The organism is Streptomyces sp. NPDC093149, assembly GCF_044754145.1.
In the GTDB taxonomy this organism is placed as follows: domain Bacteria; phylum Actinomycetota; class Actinomycetes; order Streptomycetales; family Streptomycetaceae; genus Streptomyces.
This window is the reverse complement of sequence record NZ_JBIVON010000010.1, coordinates 213474-230418: the sequence shown is the minus strand read 5'-3', so window position 1 is coordinate 230418 and position 16945 is coordinate 213474. Positions and strand designations below refer to the sequence as shown.

The following is a 16945-nucleotide window of genomic DNA, read 5'->3' as shown; positions in this document are numbered from 1 at the left end:
GTGCGGTCAGCGGCCGGGAGCCCAGGGCGCCCGGCGGACCGCGCGCTGCGCTCTCGCCCGGCGCAGCCCGGTCAGCCGGTCCGTGTAGACCGTGCCTTCGAGGTGGTCGCACTCGTGCTGCAGACAACGGGCGAAGAAGCCGGTCCCGGTGACCCGCACCGGCTCGCCCGCCACGTTCACGCCCTCGACGACGGCGCGGTCGAAGCGCGGGGTGCCGGCCTCGATGCCGGGCAGCGAGAGGCAGCCCTCCGGGCCGCGCACGGTGATGCCGTCCGCCTCGACCAGCTTCGGATTGACGAGATGTCCGAGATGTCGGACGTCGTCGTCGTCCGGGCAGTCGTAGACGAACACCCGCAGCGGAACGCCGACCTGATTGGCCGCGAGCCCGACCCCCTGGGCCGCGTACATGGTGGCGTACATGTCCTCGACGAGGCGGGCGAGCGAGGGACCGAAGTCCGTGACGGGTTCGCAGGCATCGTGCAGGACCGGATCACCGAGCAGACTCATGGCACGAATCAGTCCGGAACTGCCGGGGATCGGGCGGTTTCGCATGGCGGCAATCGTACGTTCCACGTGACCTCAGCGTTCCCGACGGTGCCGCCGTGCGGTCACCGTGCCGGACATCGATAGGCTGGGCGTGGACCGATGCAAGGAGGATCTAGGACGATGGCAGGCAACACGGAGCCGTTGTCGCCGCGGGCCAAGCTGGCCGTGACGGCGGGTAAGGCCGCGGCGGCGGTGTCGCGCGCCGCGGGGCGCGGCAGCGGATCGGTGATCGGCGGCCGGGTGGCGCTCAAGCTCGACCCCGACCTGCTGGGGCGGCTGGCGCAGCACCTGGACGTGATCCTCGTGTCGGCGACGAACGGCAAGACGACGACGACGCGGCTGATCGCCGAGGCGCTGAGGGCCGCGGGCCCGGTCGTGTCGAACGCGCTCGGCGCGAACATGCCGGCGGGCATCACCTCGGCACTGGCGGGCGGCTCGGACGCGAAGTACGGCGTCATAGAGGTCGACGAGAAGTATCTCGCCGGGGTCGCACGCGACACGACGCCGAAGGTGATCGCGCTGCTCAACCTCTCCCGCGACCAGCTGGACCGCGCCGCGGAGACCCGGATGCTCGCGGAGAAGTGGCGCGAGGGGCTGTCCGGCTCGAAGGCAGTGATCGTCGCGAACGCCGACGATCCGCTGATCGTGTGGGCGGCGTCCTCCTCCCCCAATGTGGTGTGGGTGGCGGCCGGCCAGGCGTGGAAGGACGACGCCTGGTCCTGCCCGTCCTGCGGCGGTGTGATGCAGCGCCCCGGCGACGACTGGTTCTGCGGCGAGTGCGGATTCCGTCGCCCCGCCCCCAGCTGGGTGCTGCACGGCGACTACGTGCTGGACCCGCACGGCTCGGCGTGGCCGATCCATCTCCAGCTGCCCGGCCGCGCCAACAAGGCCAACGCCACCAGCTCCGCCGCCGTGGCCGCCGTCTTCGGTGTGCCGCCGCAGGTGGCGCTGGAGCGCATGTATCAGGTGCAGGCCGTCGCGGGCCGCTACGACGTGGTCGGATTCCTCGGCCGTGAGCTGCGGCTGCTGCTGGCGAAGAACCCGGCGGGCTGGCTGGAGACGTTCTCCCTGATCGACCCGCCGCCCACCCCGGTGATCCTCTCCGTCAACGCCCGCGGCGCCGACGGCACGGACACGTCGTGGCTGTGGGACGTGGACTACACCCAGCTGGCCGGTCACCCGATCTTCGTGCTCGGCGACCGCAAGCTGGACCTCGCGGTCCGTCTCGAAGTGGCCGGTCTCGACTTCCGGGTCTGCGAGAACCTCGACGAGGCCGTTCAGCAGGCACCGCCCGGCCGTATCGAGGTCATCGCCAACTACACCGCCTTCCAGGACCTGCGCCGTCGTGTCGGCAACTGAACCCGGCCCCGGCCGCCTCCGGAGAGGACGAAGCATGAGCAACAACGGTCTGCGTCTGGTCTGGGTCTACCCCGACCTGCTCAGCACCTACGGCGACCAGGGCAACGCGCTCGTGGTGGAGCGCCGGGCCCGGCAGCGCGGTCTCGACGTGCAGCGCGTCGACGTCCGCAGCGACCAGCCGGTGCCGACGTCCGGCGACATCTATCTGATCGGCGGCGGTGAGGACCGGCCGCAGCGTCTCGCCGCGGAGCGACTGCGCCGCGACGGCGGGCTCAGCCGGGCCGCGTCCAACGGCGCGATCATCTTCTCGGTCTGCGCCGGGTACCAGATCCTCGGCCACGAGTTCATCAACGACCTCGGGGAGCGCGAGCCCGGTCTCGGGCTGCTCGACGTGATCTCCACCCGTGGCGAAGGGGCCCGGTGCGTCGGTGACGTACTGGCCGACATCGACCCGAACCTCGGCCTGCCGCCGCTGACCGGTTTCGAGAACCACCAGGGCATCACCCATCTCGGCCCGACGGCACGGCCGTTCGCCCGGGTGCAGCTCGGCCGGGGCAACGGCACCGGAGACGGCACCGAGGGCGCGTACAACGACACCGTCTTCGGCACGTACATGCACGGGCCCGTGATGGCACGCAACCCGCTGATCGCGGATCTGCTGCTGAAGCTGGCGCTCGATGTCAACGCACTGCCCCCGACGGACGACCGCTGGTACGAGGCACTGCGCTCCGAGCGCATCGCCTCGGCGACCCAGCCCGCCTGATGCTCAGCTGAGCGACGTCCAGCAGGCGGACGGCCGGTTCGGTCCCGCCACCCTGCGCCGGTAGGGTGGCGGGGAACCAACCGGACGACGTGGTCCGGTCGTCGGCCCACGTTGCAAAGGTTTCCCGGGCAATGCGAATTGGTGTGCTCACCTCCGGCGGCGACTGCCCCGGCCTCAACGCCGTCATCCGATCCGTCGTCCATCGCGCGGTGGTCGACCACGGCGACGAGGTCATCGGCTTCCACGACGGGTGGAAGGGGCTCCTCGACTGCGACTACCGCAAGCTCGACCTCGACGCGGTCGGCGGCATCCTCGCCCGCGGCGGTACGATCCTCGGCTCCTCCCGGGTCCAGCCCGCCCATCTGCGGGGCGGCGTCGAACAGGCCAGGGGACATGTCGCCGACCTCGGTCTCGACGTGATCATCCCGATCGGCGGAGAGGGCACGCTGAAGGCGGCCAATCTGCTCTCCGAGGCGGGCCTGCCGATCGTCGGGGTACCGAAGACGATCGACAACGACATCGCCTCCACCGATGTGACCTTCGGCTTCGACACCGCCGTCGGCGTCGCCACCGAGGCACTCGACCGGCTGAAGACGACCGCCGAATCGCACCAGCGGGTGCTGATCGTCGAGGTGATGGGCCGCCACACCGGCTGGATCGCCCTGCACTCGGGCATGGCCGCCGGTGCGCACGCCATCGTCGTACCGGAGCGCCCCTTCGACATCGACGAACTGACCGAGGTGGTCGGCAGGCGATTCTCGGCCGGCAAGAAGTTCGCGATCGTCGTCGTCGCCGAGGGCGCCAAGCCGCGCGAGGGCTCCATGCAGTTCGAGCAGGGCACCAAGGACATCTACGGCCACGAGCGCTTCGCCGGCGTGGCGACGCAGCTCTCCACCGAGCTGGAGCAGCGCCTCGGCAAGGAGGCCCGCCCGGTGATCCTCGGCCATGTGCAGCGCGGCGGCACCCCGACCGCGTACGACCGCGTGCTCGCCACCCGCTTCGGCTGGCACGCGGTGGAGGCCGCGCACCGCGGCGAGTTCGGCATGATGACGGCGCTGCGCGGGACGGACATCGCGATGGTGCCGCTGGGCGAGGCCGTGGAGACCCTGAAGACGGTCCCGGCCGAGCGGTACGACGAGGCGGAGTGCGTGCTCTGAGCGACACCCCTGTCCGACGAACCGCCCCCGGTCGCAGCCGCGGCCGGGGGCGGTTCTAGTCTGGTCGGGACAACCGGCACGAAACGGGGATGTCCCCAGCGGGAGTGAACAGATGGATCACAGCGGGCACGGCATGAACATGGATATGCCGCCGTTCACGCTGGGACGTGGGCTCCAGTTCTCCGCGGAGCCGTTCTTCCTCATCGGCTGCGTCCTCGCCATCGGGCTGTACGGGTACGCCGTGCTCCGTCTGCGCGGGCGCGGCGACAGCTGGCCGGTCGCCCGGACCGCCTTCTTCGTCGTCGGCGTGCTGAGCATCGCCCTGGTCATGTGCACCAAGCTCAATGACTACGGCATGGTCATGTTCAGCGTGCACATGGTGCAGCACATGGTGATCAGCATGTTGTCACCGATCCTGCTGCTGCTGGGCGCCCCGGTGACGCTGGCACTGCGCGCGCTCCCGGTCGCGGGGCGTGGCCGGACCGGCCCGCGCGAGCTGCTGCTCATGCTGCTGCACAGCCGCTACATGAGGGTCATCACGCATCCGGTCTTCACGATCCCGATCTTCATCGCCAGCCTGTACGCGCTGTACTTCACCCCGCTCTTCGACTTCCTGATGGGTTCGAAGACCGGGCACATCGCGATGATGGTGCACTTCCTGGCGGTCGGCCTGGTGTTCTTCTGGCCGATCATGGGCGTCGACCCGGGACCGCACCGGCCCGGCTATGTCATGCGGATGCTGGAGCTGTTCGCCGGGATGCCGTTCCACGCCTTCTTCGGCATCGCGCTCATGATGGCGTCGACGCCGATGGTGGAGACCTACAAGCATCCGCCGGCCTCGCTCGGCATCGACGCGCTGAGCGATCAGAACTGGGCGGGCGGCATCGCCTGGGCCTTCAGCGAGATCCCGTCGGTGCTGGTACTGATCGCGCTGGTCTTCCAGTGGTACCGCTCCGAGCAACGGACGGCGAAGCGCTCCGACCGGGCGGCCGACCGGGACGGGGACCAGGAGCTGCAGGCGTACAACGCCTATCTCGCCTCGTTGCAGGCACGCGGGCAGTAGCGGCGGGCATGCCTCCCGGGTGACGATGGCATCCACGGCCGCGTGGCCGACGAGGAGGGTGCGGGCATGTCCGGATCCACGAAGACCATGGGAATGATCACCGTGGTGGCCCTGGTCGTGGTCACCTGCTACACGGTGGCGCTGGGCAGCAGCGGCTGGCTCTGGTTCGGGTGGGTGGTGCTCGGTCTGATCACCCTCGCCATGGCCACGACGCGCGAGTCCTGAGCCGGCCCTCCCACCCGGTTCGGGACGAGCGGAGTCAGAAGCGGAAGACCGGCCCGGTGAGCGTGTCCGCCTCACAGGCGCTGGGGAACGTCTTCCGCCAGATGACGGGGCGCCCGTCCCACGCGCCGATGGCCGTGACCGTCACCGGGTCGTACTCCTTGGTGCACAGGTGCGGGTCGCCGGGCAGACGGTCCAGGTCGCCGGACGCCGCCACGAGCGCCGCGCAGGCGGTTGCCGCGTGAGGATGGCGCGCGTCCGGGGCGGGCGGGCAGGACAGCGCGACACCACGGATCCAGGTGTTCTCACTGCCCGAGACCGTGAGGAAGAGACCGCGGTCCGACGTGGGTTCCTCGGACCGGGCAGCCGCGGCGGGCACCGCGGTGGTCAGGGTGAGCAGGGCAGCGACGGCAAGGCTCGCGCGCAGGCGCATCGGGGATCTCCTGTGTCTCGGGAGGCGGGGTGGTCCGGGCTCGGGCCGGGTGCGTCTCAGCCGCGCGTCCCGGCCACCCCGGGATCCCGCTTCGGGACCCCCGCAAGGTGATCCCGGAAGTCCGTGCCGGGCAAGCAGCCGCGCCGCCGGTCCCACGGTCCAAGGCCGTCGGCGGGTCCGGCTGGAGTACCGCCCGGAGAAAGTGCCGCACCCGGACGGTTTCGGCCGGTGGGGCCCCGGGCGTCTTCCCGTTCTCCTGCCGTGCGACTCCTGACGTTCGGCCGAGGTGTCGCCGGACCGGCGGCCGGATCCGAGGAGCTCTTGTGACGCGGAACCATGTCAGGCCGGCCGCCGCCGTGATCGAGACGGTCCTGTTCGCCGCCGTCGCCGGCGGTTGTTCGAACAGTGGCGGCGGCAGCTCGTCGCCCTCCGGTGCCACACCGCCCGAGGCAGGCACGTACCCCTGCACCTGCACCCTCCACCCGTACATGACGGGTTCATTCGTCGTCCGGTGACGCGTATCTGTCCCCGCGCGGGCGCAACACAGGGGCCGGGCCCCGACGCACCCCTTCCCACCTGCGGTCGTACGCCGGGGGGCCGATCCCCCCGCCGGGCCTTCACGTTGCCGAACCCGTAGAGCAGTTGTGATTTGACTCTTGACAGGTGCGCATCATCACGCCACCTTGGGAGCGCTCCCACAATCAAGACTTGCACACAACGGCCGTCGCGCACCACGACGGTGAACCCTTCCCACGGCATCGGGTCCCGCACACCGCCCGGCTCCGCTCTGCATCACCGCGCCTCGACCTCCTCCACCCCACCCCTCCCCCACGACACCCGTCACTGGAGGATTTGTGTCGATATCTCGTAGAACGTTCAGCAGCGCCCCGGGCGGTGGTCTGCTCGCCATGGGCCTGTCCCAGGGACCGACCGGTCCGGCTTCGACGAGACCGACGACTGCAGCCACGCCACCAACACCGCCTGCGCCGACGCCTCGAAGGTCCCGGCGTACCTCGGTGACCCCCTTGCCTGGGGCGTCGAGCCCTGAACGGCCGCCCCGGGACCGGCGCACCGGGGCTCACCGTCCGCGTCGCCGTGGACCTGGCGGCGGGCATCGCGCCCGACCGGGCCGCCACGCCGCGCAACACCCCCACGAACCCGTCTGCGGGGCACCTCCGCGGACGTACGAGAGGAGCACGGAGCCGCAATGAGAATCAGAGGCACCACCCTGCACGGAGTACGCCGAAAACTGGCCGCGCTCTCCGCCCTGGCGATGGGCGCGGCGCTGGCGGTGGCCATACCCTCGCCGGCGTCGGCGGCAGCCCGGGTCGACAACCCGTACGTGGGTGCCACCGCGTACGTGAACCCCGACTGGTCCGCCAAGGCGGCGGCCGAACCGGGCGGCAGCGTGATCGCCGACGAGCCCTCCTTCGTCTGGATGGACCGCATCGCGGCCATCGAGGGCGCGGGCGGCGCGATGAGCCTGCGCGAGCACCTCGACACGGCCCTGGACCAGGGCGCGAACCTCTTCCAAGTGGTCATCTACGACCTGCCGGGGCGGGACTGCGCCGCGCTGGCGTCCAACGGCGAGCTCGGCCCCACCGAGCTCGGCCGGTACAAGACCGAGTACATCGACCCGATCGCCGCGATTCTCGCCGACCCGGCCTACGCGAGCCTGCGCATCGTCACCGTCATCGAGCCGGACTCGCTGCCGAACCTCGTCACCAACGCGGGCGGCACGGCCGGGTCGACCGAGGCGTGCGCGACGATGAAGGCGAACGGCAACTACGAGAAGGGCGTCGGCTACGCCCTGCACACCCTCGGTGCCATTCCCAACGTCTACAACTACATCGACGCCGCCCACCACGGCTGGCTGGGCTGGGACTCCAACTTCGTCCCGGCGGCCCAGGAGTTCAAGAAGGCCGCGACATCCGAGGGCGCCACGGTCGCCGATGTCCAGGGCTTCATCGTGAACACGGCCAACTACTCGGCCCTGAAGGAGCCGTACTTCAAGGTCACCGACACGGTGAACGGCACCACGGTGCGCCAGTCCAAGTGGGTGGACTGGAACTACTACGTCGACGAGCTCTCCTTCGCGCAGGCCCTGCGCACGGAATTGGTGAGCCAGGGATTCGCCTCCGACATCGGCATGCTGATCGACACCGCCCGCAACGGCTGGGGCGGTTCCGCCCGGCCCACCGGCGCGGGTCCGCTGACCGGCGTGGACGACTATGTCAACGGGGGCCGCGTCGACCGGCGCATCCACGCGGGCAACTGGTGCAACCAGAGCGGCGCGGGCATCGGCGAGCGGCCGGCCAGTGCCCCCGAGCCCGGCATCGACGCCTATGTCTGGGCGAAGCCGCCGGGCGAGTCGGACGGCAACAGCCAGCCCGTCGACAACGACGAGGGCAAGGGCTTCGACCGGATGTGCGACCCCACGTACACCGGTAACGGCCGCAACGGCAACAACCTGACCGGCGCCCTGCCGAACTCCCCGCTCGCGGGGCACTGGTTCTCAGCGCAGTTCCAGGAACTGGTGCGCAACGCCTACCCGCCGCTGAACGGCAGCGGCGGTGGCGACGACACCCAGGCCCCGAGCGCACCCACGGGTCTGAAGGTCACGGGCAGGACGAGTGGCAGTGTCTCGCTGTCCTGGACGGCGTCGACCGACAACGTCGGTGTGACCGCGTACGACGTCTACCGCGCGGGAGTCCGGGTGGGCTCCTCCGCGTCGCCCTCCTACACGGACACGGGTCTGACGGCCTCGACCACGTACAGCTACACGGTCAGGGCCCGGGACGCGGCCGGTAATGTCTCGGCGGCCTCCGCGGCGGTCTCGGCCACGACCGACCAGGGCGGCTCCACCGACGGCGGCACGCTCAAGGTCCAGTACAAGAACACCGACTCCTCGGCCACCGACAACCAGATCCGGATGGGTCTGCAGCTGGTCAACACCGGGACGGGTGCGGTGGATCTGTCGACGGTGAAGGTGCGGTACTGGTTCACGCCCGAGGCCGGTGCGAGCACCTTCGGCACCGCGTGCGACTACGCGGTGCTCGGCTGCGGCAATGTGACCCACGGCGTGTCCTCCTCGGGCGGTGCGGCCCCGGGGGCGAGCCACTACCTGGAGGTCGGCTTCGGCAGCGGCACGCTGGCCGCGGGCGCCTCGACCGGGGAGATCCAGCTGCGGCTCAACAAGAGCGACTGGTCGAACTTCGACGAGACCGACGACTACAGCCACGCCACCAACACCGCCTACGCCGACGCCTCGAGGATCGCCGTCTACACGGCCGGCACCCTCGTCTGGGGCACCGCTCCCTGACCCGGTCCCCCGTCGCCGTCCGGACGGACGGCGACGGGGCCGGGGCACCGGGCCGGGGACGGGCCCGGCACGGTCGCCCCCTGCCGCTCCCCCGGCAGGGGGCGACCGGCTCTCAGGCGGACTGGATCCCGGGCCGCCCCGCCTCGGTCACGAGCGAGGTGCGGGTCGAGACGGGGGCTCCGGGGGTGGTGACGTACGGAAGCACCCGGAAGTCCGCACGACAGCGCTCCGGGGTCAGCGAGCAGCGCACGTAGCCGCGCTGGAAGTTGGTGAACTTGATGTGCTCGTTGGCCGCGAGCAGTCGGGCGCCGGAGGGGTCCAGATCCATCCCGTCCTTCGTGGTGGAGATGGAGGAGCCGACGAACTCGACGCCGAGCGTGGGCGATCCGGGGTCGTCGAAGTCCTGTTTGAGATCGGCGGCGAGGTGGCGGTGCATGTCACCGGTGAGTACGACGGGGTTGCTCACGCTGCGGTCGGTGATCTCCTTGAACAGCCGTCGGCGCGCGTCCACGTAGCCGTCCCAGAAGTCCATCACGAAGGCCTGGCCGGGGCCGGGGTCGGTGTCGACCTGGGTCACGGGAATCTGCTGGGAGATCATGTTCCAGGTCGTGTCGGAACGTCCGAGGCCGTTGTAGAGCCACCGCTCCTGTTCGGGGCCGAGGATCGTACGGCCGGGTTCGAGCCGTTCGTCGCAGCCGCTCTTCGTTCCGTCGCCGCAGGGCTGGTCGTCGCGGAAGAGCCTCGTGTCGAGGATGTGGAACGTGGCCATGCGGCCGTAGCGCAGACGGCGGTACATCCGGGCCTCGAAGCCGTTCGGTTTGTTCGGCAGTCGCAGCGGCAGGTGCTCGTAGTACGCCTGGAAGGCAGCCGCGGCGCGTTGCCGGAAGACCGCCGGGTCCTGGTCGGGTTCGTTGTCGGCCTTGGACTTGTCGCGCGCCCAGTTGTCCTCGACCTCGTGGTCGTCCCAGACGACGGCGAACGGGTGGACCCGGTGGGCGGCGATGAGATCGGGGTCGAAGCGGTGCAGGGCGTGACGGTTGCGGTACTGGACGAGGTCCATCGGCTCGGGGCGCAGTTCGGCGGCGACGGGGACGTTGCGTACACCGCCCATGGCGTCGATGGCGTTCTCGTAGATGTAGTCGCCCAGGTGCAGGACCAGGTCGACGTCCTCCTCGGCGAGGTGCCGGTAGGCCGTGTAGAAGCCCTCGAACCACGCCTGGCAGGAGACGAAGGCGAAGTCGAGCTCCTTGGGGCGGCTGTGCGGCGGGGGTGCGGTGCGGGTGCGGCCGACGGGGCTGTGCACGCCGCCGGCGCGGAAGCGGTAGTAGTAGTGCCGGCCCGGCTGGAGTCCGGAGATCTCGACGTGGACGGAGTGGGCGAGTTCGGGCACCGCGCGGACGCGGCCCCGGCGTACGACGGACCGGAAGCGTTCGTCGCGGGCGACCTCCCACTGGACGTCGACGGAGTACGGCGGCATGCCTCCGGCGCCGTCGGGAGCCAGGGGCTGGGGAGCGAGGCGGGTCCACAGCACGAATCCGTCGGGCCAGGGGTCGCCGGAGGCGACTCCCAGGGTGAACGGGTCCTCGTGGAAGGGCGTGTCGCCCCGGGCGCTGCCTGCCGACAGGCCGGCAGCGGCAAGTGCCATCCCGACCGTTCCACCGAGCATCGCCCGTCTCTTGAATCCTCCGACGCCGCCTGACCCACTGTTCATTGGCATGAGACTCGTCCCTTCGTCGGGCGGGATCCCGTCCGGTACGAGGTGGGATCGGCACGTGATTTCACGTCCACCCATGTGGTAATCACAGGCTGAATATCACAGGGGAATCGCACGCCACAAGACCGCACACAGGTGGTCACAATGCCGTTCACAGTGGTTAGTTGGGGATACATCACCCCTTCCTTGAGACGACCGAGGGAGGGATCGGCAACACCCTTGACACCCCTGAGGGGGCCTCATAGTCTCCACGCCACAGAATTAACGTTAGATTTCACATGAGGAAAATCGGGGCGACGGAAGGACGTGCTCGTGTCCGGTTCCTCGGCGGCGGACGTGTCCGCCCCCGGCCCCGCCGGGGGCACGGCGGCCGACACTCCCGAAGACCGGGCGCTGCGGCCGTTCGGTCTGCGGTGCGAGCACCGCGCCACCCCGCTCGGGATCGACGAACCCGCGCCCCGGCTCTCCTGGCGGCTGGCCTCCGAGTACCGCGGGGACGACCCCGTGGCCTATCGGGTCCGTGTCGCCGAACACCCCGAGGACCTGGACGAAGGCGGTCAACTCCTCTGGGACACGGGACGGGTGTCCGATCCCGGCGCGCTCGCCGTCCAGTACGCCGGCCTCGCGCTCCGGGGCCGCACGCGCTATCACTGGCGGGTCTCCGTCTGGCCGGACGGGCCCTCCGCGCCCACCGAGGCGACGTCCTGGTTCGAGACGGCCTTCACCGACGCGGGGGCATGGCGGGCGTCGTGGATCGCTCACGACCCGCATCGGGTAGACGTCATGGACGCCCCCACCGAGGGCGAGTTCGCCCTCGACGACCACGGGCTCTCCCCGTGCCCCGTGCTGCGGCGCACCTTCACCGCCTCGCCCGGCACACACGCGCGGCTCCATGTCAGTGCGCGCGGCCTGTACGAGGTCCGGCTCAACGGCGTTCGGGTCGGCGACGCCGAACTCGCCCCCGGCTGGACCGATTACCGCAGACGCGTCCAGTACCAGACGTACGACGTGGGCGAGTTGCTGCGTGAGGGCGAGAACGTTCTCGCCGCGACCCTCGCCGACGGCTGGTGGAGCGGATTCGTCGGCTTCGAACCACGCAGGGCCGGAGCCCACTACGGCTCGTTCCCCCAGTTCCTGGCCGAACTCCACCTCACCGGCCCGGACGGCCGCAGCACCGCGATCGTCACCGACGACAGCTGGCGCACCGGCACGGGAGTCGTCCGTCACGCGGATCTGCTGATGGGTGAGTGTCATGACCTGCGGCACGCGGCCGACGGCTGGGAGCTGCCCGGGTTCGACGACTCCGGATGGCCCCCGGCCCTGATCACGGACACCGATCACCGATTGCTCGTGGCGTCCGTGGACGAGCCCGTACGGGCGATGGCCGAGTTGCGCCCGCGCTCGGTCACCCGAACGTCGGCGGACACCCATCTCGTCGACTTCGGCCAGAACCTCGCCGGACGGGTGCGGCTGCGGATCGCCCGACTGGCCCCCGGGGCCCGGGTGGTGATCCGGCATGCCGAGGCGCTGGACGCCTCGCACCGTCTGTACACGGCCAATCTGCGCACCGCCGCCGCGACCGATGTGCTCGTCGGGGACGGACGCCGCGACATCGTGTTCGAACCACGCTTCACGTACCACGGCTTCCGTTATGCCGAGATCAGTGGCGTCCCCGAGCTGGCCGAGTCCGATGTCGTCGCCGTGGCACTGCACAGCGACACCCCGTGGGCCGGGGAGTTCGACTGCTCGGACGCCGAGCTCCGACAACTCCACGACTGCGTGGCGTGGGGGCAGCGCTCGAACTTCGTCAGTGTGCCCACCGACTGTCCGCAACGTGACGAGCGGCTCGGCTGGCTGGCCGACGCGCAGGTGTTCCTGCCCACGGCCGCGCTGAACGCCGACGTCGCCGCGTTCTTCACGAAGTGGCTGCGCGATGTCGATGACGCCCGTACGCCCGACGGCGGCTTCACCAATGTCGCCCCGCGCCTCGTGGGGGTCGCCGACGAGGGAGCGCCCGGCTGGGGCGATGCGGGTGTCATCATCCCGTGGCACCTCTACCGCACCTACGACGACCCGCGGTTCCTCGAACGGGCGCTGGCCGGCATGTGCGCCTGGGTCGATCTGATTCATCGTCATAACCCGGAACTGGTCTGGCGCAAGCGGGTGGGGCCGCACTTCTCCGACTGGCTCGCCCCCGGCACCCCCACCCCGCGCGATGTCGTCGCCACGGCCTGCTTCGCGCACAGTGCCCGTCTCACGGCGCGGGCGGCCGATGTCCTGGGGCGGAACGAGACCGGGAACCACTACCACCGGCTGGCCGCCGACATCCGCCGCGCGTTCACCGAGCATTTCGTCACCGTCGGCCGGGGCGCCGACGGGCTCCCTGTCGTGCGTGTCGAAGGAGACACCCAGAGCGGCTATCTCCTCGCGCTGGGCTACGAGTTGCTGCCCGCGGAGCTGGTCGATCCCGCCGCGCACCGCCTCGCCGAACTCGTCGAGTCGGCCGGACCCGCCCTGCTGACCGGCTTTCTCGGGGTCGCGCTCGCCGCGCCCGTCCTCGACGCGCACGGCCGGGCCGATCTCGCCCATGCCCTTCTGCGCCGCGACGAAGTCCCCTCGTGGCGGTTCCCGCTGCGGCACGGCGCCACCACGATCTGGGAACGCTGGGACGGGTGGACACCCGGGGCGGGGTTCCGTGCTCCGTCGATGAACTCCTTCAACCACTACGCGCTCGGCTCGATCGGCGAATGGCTCTACCGCGGTGTCGCGGGCCTGGACCAGGTACCGGACTCCACCGGATACCGCCATCTGCGAGTACGGCCCCGCCCCGGCTCCCTGCGACACGCGAGCGCCCGTCACGCATCGGTCCGCGGCACCGTCGAGGTGGCCTGGGAAAGGAACGGCGGCCTGCTCGCGCTGCGCGTACGGGTGCCGCCCGGCGCCCTCGCCGACGTGCACGTGCCGACCACGGACCCCTGCTCGGTCCAGGAATCGGGGGCGGTCCCGAGCGCCGACGACCCCCACGTCACGTTGATCGCGACCCGCCCCGACCACGTTCTCTACCGCGTGTCCTCGGGCGTCTACCGCTTCTCCGCGGCCTGTCCGCCGGCCGACGACCCCGCCGGGACGCCGCACGCGGAATCTCTTCGGCCGTCGCCCACCCCGATCCCACGTACACCGGGAACGGCGGCGAAACCATCGTTCGCCCGTTCGCACGAGGAGGACACACCATGACGACGGGTTCTCACAGCCAAGCGGGCCGGAGCACGGTCGGACGCCGGGGATTCCTCCGGATCGGGGGCGGGGTCGCGGCACTCGCCGCTCTTCCCCCCGCGCTGACAGCCTGCTCCGATTCGAGCGGAGCCTCCGGCAAGCTGCGCATCGTCGGCGTCGCCGACCAGCAGAAGCCGATCGAGGAGCTCGTCGGGCTGTACCGCAAGTCCCGTCCCGGCGACGGGTTCTCCACCTCCTTCGCGCCCACGGACCAGGTGCAGACGGTGGTGCGCACCCAGCTCGCCGGGGGCAACGCCCCCGATGTGCATGTGCTCTATCCCGGCAGCGGCAGTGCCATGTCCATGGTCGAGCTGGCCAAGGCCGGGCTGCTCGCCGACCTGAGCGGCCAGTCGTGGACCAAGGAGGTCCCGGCGAACTTCCATCCGGCGTACCGGTACCAGGACAAGACGTATCTGTATTCGGCGGGCAGCAGCGTCATCGGCGCCATCTACAACAAGAAGGCCTTCGCCAAGGCCGGGGTCCGGCCGCCCGGGACGTGGGGCGAACTGCTCGACGTCTGCGCCGGGTTGAAGGCCAAGGGCGTGATCCCGATCGCGCTCGGCGCACAGACTGCCTGGGTCACCCAGCTGATCACCTACGCACTGGTGCCCAACGCGGTCTACGCGAAGAACCCCGGCTTCGACGCCGAGATGGCCGCGGGAAGGGCTCATTTCCGCGGCTCCGGGTGGGCCGACGCGATGGGCAAGTACAAGGAGTTGCAGCGCCGGGGCTTCTTCAACGACAACCCCAACGGGACGACGTACGAGCAGCAGACCTCGATGGTCGCGAGCGGCAAGGCGGCCATGGCCGTCCAGGTCTCCGCCGTGCTCGCCAACTTCCGGCAGGCCGCCGGGACACCGGACGATCTCGGCATGTTCCCGTTCCCCGGCGGTGACGACGCGGCGCGTCTGTGGATCCCGGCCGGCATCGTCGTCGGTCTCGGCGTCTCCGCGCGGTCCGAGAAGGCAGCCGGGGCGAAGGCCTTCATCGAATTCCTCGGGGAACAGAAGAACGTCGACCGCTGGGCGCAGTCCGTGGCCGCGATCCCGTTCAAGCGCGACGCGTCCACCAGGATCGACCCCGTCCTCGACGGCTTCCTGCCCGTCATCGACGACAACCGGGCCGTCCCGTTCATGGACCAGAGCTGGCCCAACGCCGAGGTCCAGCCCGCCCATTTCGCCGCCGTACAGAATCTGCTCGCGGGCAGGACGGATGTCGACGGCGCACTGGGACAGATGGACGAGGCCTACGGGAAGAAGTCGTGACGAGGACCTCCCGGAGGCCGGTCCCCGGCACGGCCGGCAAGGTCGCGGGCCCGTCCGCCGACCCGGTCCGCCGCGTCCGGCGCCGCGATCACACCACCCCGCCGTGGATCTTCGTGGTCCCGGCGCTCGTCGTGTACGGCGTCGTCGTCCTGTACCCCAGCCTCGCCGGGGTGATGTACGCCTTCACCGACTGGTCCGGCATCGGCGGCTTCTCCTTCACCGGGCTGGACAACTTCCGCACCCTGCTGGACGACAGCCGGGCCCTGGAGTCCGTCAGCAACACCCTGCTGCTCACCATCGCCGTGGTCGTCGTCCAGAACGGCGTCGGCCTGTTGCTCGCGCTCGGCGTCCACACCAACATCAGGTCCCGCGCCCTGCTGCGGCTGGTCTTCTTCGCGCCCGCCGTCGTCAGCCCCGTCATGGTCGCGATCCTGTGGAAGTACGTCTACAACCCCGACAACGGCGCGGGCCTCAACGGCGTCCTCGGTGCGATCGGACTCGGCGGTCTGCGCCAGGACTGGCTCGGAGATCCCTCGCTCGCCCTGTGGTCCGTCGCGGCGATGGTCGTGTGGCAGTACGCCGGCTACTCGATGGTCGTCTTCCTCGCCGGTCTCCAGGGCGTCCCGGCCGAACTCCACGAGGCCGCGAGGATCGACGGCGCCGATTCCTGGCAGCGCTTCCGCCATGTCACCTGGCCGCTGCTGGCCCCGGCCCTGACGATCAATCTCATGCTGTCCACCATCGGTGGTCTCAAGCTCTTCGACCAGGTCTACGCCGCCACCAACGGCGGCCCCGGCACCGCGAGCGAGACGCTGTCGACCGTGCTGTACAAGGAAGCGTTCGTGTACGGGAAGTTCGGCTACAGCACCGCCGTCGCCCTCGTCCTCGCGTTGTTCGTCGCCGCGGTCTCCCTGGTCCAGCTCCATCACCTGCGCGCGAGGGAGGTCACCGCGTGAGCACCGCACCGCCCCGAGGTCCCGTGGGACGGAAACCCGAGCACGCGGGGCGCCGACCGCGCTACGGGCGATACGTCCTCGAACTGGTCATGATCGCGGTCGCCGTGGTGTTCCTGTTCCCGGTGTACGCCCTGATCACCCTGGCGATGAAGGACCCCCGGCAGATCTCGGAGTCCCCCCTCTCGCTCCCCTCCCCGCCCACTTTCGCCAACTTCGGCCATGCCTGGTCCTCCGCGTCCCTGGGGCCCGCCCTGCTCAACAGCACGATCATCACCGTCGCGAGTCTGCTGCTCCTGGTCGTCCTGGGCTCCACGGGGGCCTACTGCCTCGCGCGGCGTGCCCGCGGCCTCGGCTACGGGGTGTACATCCTCTTCCTGCTGGGCATCGTGCTGCCGTTCCAGCTCGGCATGATCCCGCTCTACGAACTCGTCGACGATCTGGGCTGGCTGGGCACCTACCAGGGCATGGTGTTCTTCTACACGGGCATCCAACTGCCCTTCACCGTCTTCCTCTACACCGGATTCATCCGGGCCCTGCCGCAGGACTACGCACAGGCCGCGCTCATCGACGGCTGCAACCACCGGCAGGCGTTCACCCGGATCGTCTTTCCCCTGCTGCGCCCGATCACCGGCACCGTGATCATCCTGAACGCCGTGTTCGTCTGGAACGACTTCTTCACCCCGCTGCTGTACCTGGGCGGCTCGGGCAAGGAGACCGTGCCCGTCGGTGTGTTCGCGTTCGTCGGCCAGTACGTCTCCGACTACGGACTCGTCTTCGCCGGACTGGTACTGGCGGCGCTGCCGATCCTGGTGGTGTTCGTACTTCTCCAGCGCTATGTGATCAAGGGCTTGGCGGGCGGTCTCAAGGGCTGA

The 16945-nt window shown here is 70.1% G+C and carries 14 protein-coding genes; 11 read left to right on the top strand and 3 right to left on the bottom strand.

Annotated features, from left to right (window positions below; all coding sequences use genetic code 11):
• Positions 1-6: 6 nt before the first annotated feature.
• Positions 7-552: a peptide deformylase gene (gene def, locus ACIQCZ_RS28335; RefSeq protein WP_402286049.1), complete on the bottom strand. Its 546-nt coding sequence runs from the start codon at positions 550-552 to the stop codon at positions 7-9.
• A gap of 114 nt (positions 553-666) precedes the next feature.
• Between def and ACIQCZ_RS28330 the strand changes: the two genes are divergently transcribed.
• From ACIQCZ_RS28330 to ACIQCZ_RS28310, 5 genes are all read left to right on the top strand, one after another.
• Positions 667-1905, top strand: coding sequence for a MurT ligase domain-containing protein (locus tag ACIQCZ_RS28330; protein WP_351084807.1), 1239 nt, complete (start codon positions 667-669; stop codon positions 1903-1905).
• A 34-nt stretch (positions 1906-1939) separates the two neighbouring features.
• The gene (locus tag ACIQCZ_RS28325) at positions 1940-2668 is read left to right on the top strand and encodes a type 1 glutamine amidotransferase (RefSeq protein WP_402286047.1); all 729 of its coding nucleotides are present in this window, start codon (positions 1940-1942) and stop codon (positions 2666-2668) included.
• A 131-nt stretch (positions 2669-2799) separates the two neighbouring features.
• Positions 2800-3825, top strand: coding sequence for a 6-phosphofructokinase (locus tag ACIQCZ_RS28320; protein WP_402286045.1), 1026 nt, complete (start codon positions 2800-2802; stop codon positions 3823-3825).
• 112 nt (positions 3826-3937) lie between these two features.
• The gene (locus tag ACIQCZ_RS28315) at positions 3938-4888 is read left to right on the top strand and encodes a cytochrome c oxidase assembly protein (RefSeq protein WP_402286044.1); all 951 of its coding nucleotides are present in this window, start codon (positions 3938-3940) and stop codon (positions 4886-4888) included.
• A gap of 66 nt (positions 4889-4954) precedes the next feature.
• The gene (locus tag ACIQCZ_RS28310) at positions 4955-5113 is read left to right on the top strand and encodes a hypothetical protein (protein WP_402286041.1); all 159 of its coding nucleotides are present in this window, start codon (positions 4955-4957) and stop codon (positions 5111-5113) included.
• 34 nt (positions 5114-5147) lie between these two features.
• Here ACIQCZ_RS28310 and ACIQCZ_RS28305 read toward each other — a convergent pair whose 3' ends face one another.
• Complete coding sequence (locus ACIQCZ_RS28305; protein ID WP_402286039.1) at positions 5148-5543, bottom strand: SSI family serine proteinase inhibitor; 396 nt, start codon at positions 5541-5543, stop codon at positions 5148-5150.
• A gap of 323 nt (positions 5544-5866) precedes the next feature.
• Here ACIQCZ_RS28305 and ACIQCZ_RS28300 point away from each other — a divergent pair, with 323 nt between their 5' ends.
• Positions 5867-6058, top strand: a complete 192-nt coding sequence (locus tag ACIQCZ_RS28300) for a hypothetical protein (protein ID WP_402286037.1) — start codon at positions 5867-5869, stop codon at positions 6056-6058.
• 692 nt (positions 6059-6750) lie between these two features.
• Complete coding sequence (locus tag ACIQCZ_RS28295; protein WP_402286036.1) at positions 6751-8865, top strand: glycoside hydrolase family 6 protein; 2115 nt, start codon at positions 6751-6753, stop codon at positions 8863-8865.
• Positions 8866-8977: 112 nt separating this feature from the next.
• On the opposite strand, the gene ACIQCZ_RS28290 is transcribed toward ACIQCZ_RS28295, so the two are convergent.
• Positions 8978-10510: an alkaline phosphatase D family protein gene (locus ACIQCZ_RS28290; protein ID WP_402286034.1), complete on the bottom strand. Its 1533-nt coding sequence runs from the start codon at positions 10508-10510 to the stop codon at positions 8978-8980.
• A 381-nt stretch (positions 10511-10891) separates the two neighbouring features.
• Between ACIQCZ_RS28290 and ACIQCZ_RS28285 the strand changes: the two genes are divergently transcribed.
• From ACIQCZ_RS28285 to ACIQCZ_RS28270, 4 genes are read left to right on the top strand one after another with little or no spacing between them, the layout of a single operon-like run.
• A complete protein-coding gene (locus ACIQCZ_RS28285; RefSeq protein WP_402286031.1) occupies positions 10892-13813 on the top strand; it encodes a family 78 glycoside hydrolase catalytic domain in 2922 nt (973 codons plus the stop codon).
• On the top strand, positions 13810-15117 hold the full coding sequence (locus ACIQCZ_RS28280) for an extracellular solute-binding protein (protein WP_402286028.1): 1308 nt from the start codon (positions 13810-13812) through the stop codon (positions 15115-15117). Before ACIQCZ_RS28285 ends, ACIQCZ_RS28280 begins: the two co-directional genes overlap by 4 nt.
• On the top strand, positions 15114-16073 hold the full coding sequence (locus ACIQCZ_RS28275) for a carbohydrate ABC transporter permease (RefSeq protein ID WP_402286026.1): 960 nt from the start codon (positions 15114-15116) through the stop codon (positions 16071-16073). Before ACIQCZ_RS28280 ends, ACIQCZ_RS28275 begins: the two co-directional genes overlap by 4 nt.
• On the top strand, positions 16070-16945 hold the full coding sequence (locus ACIQCZ_RS28270) for a carbohydrate ABC transporter permease (RefSeq protein ID WP_402286024.1): 876 nt from the start codon (positions 16070-16072) through the stop codon (positions 16943-16945). Before ACIQCZ_RS28275 ends, ACIQCZ_RS28270 begins: the two co-directional genes overlap by 4 nt.

What these genes read in the sequence shown, in the direction of transcription:
- ACIQCZ_RS28315 (WP_402286044.1), top strand. Translation starts at nt 3,938, where the DNA reads ATGGATCACAGCGGGCACGGCATGAACATGGATATGCCGCCGTTCACG.
- ACIQCZ_RS28325 (WP_402286047.1), top strand. Translation starts at nt 1,940, where the DNA reads ATGAGCAACAACGGTCTGCGTCTGGTCTGGGTCTACCCCGACCTGCTC.
- ACIQCZ_RS28320 (WP_402286045.1), top strand. Translation starts at nt 2,800, where the DNA reads ATGCGAATTGGTGTGCTCACCTCCGGCGGCGACTGCCCCGGCCTCAAC.
- def (WP_402286049.1), bottom strand. Translation starts at nt 552, where the DNA reads ATGCGAAACCGCCCGATCCCCGGCAGTTCCGGACTGATTCGTGCCATG.
- ACIQCZ_RS28310 (WP_402286041.1), top strand. Translation starts at nt 4,955, where the DNA reads ATGTCCGGATCCACGAAGACCATGGGAATGATCACCGTGGTGGCCCTG.
- ACIQCZ_RS28295 (WP_402286036.1), top strand. Translation starts at nt 6,751, where the DNA reads ATGAGAATCAGAGGCACCACCCTGCACGGAGTACGCCGAAAACTGGCC.
- ACIQCZ_RS28290 (WP_402286034.1), bottom strand. Translation starts at nt 10,510, where the DNA reads ATGGCACTTGCCGCTGCCGGCCTGTCGGCAGGCAGCGCCCGGGGCGAC.
- ACIQCZ_RS28305 (WP_402286039.1), bottom strand. Translation starts at nt 5,543, where the DNA reads ATGCGCCTGCGCGCGAGCCTTGCCGTCGCTGCCCTGCTCACCCTGACC.
- ACIQCZ_RS28280 (WP_402286028.1), top strand. Translation starts at nt 13,810, where the DNA reads ATGACGACGGGTTCTCACAGCCAAGCGGGCCGGAGCACGGTCGGACGC.
- ACIQCZ_RS28330 (WP_351084807.1), top strand. Translation starts at nt 667, where the DNA reads ATGGCAGGCAACACGGAGCCGTTGTCGCCGCGGGCCAAGCTGGCCGTG.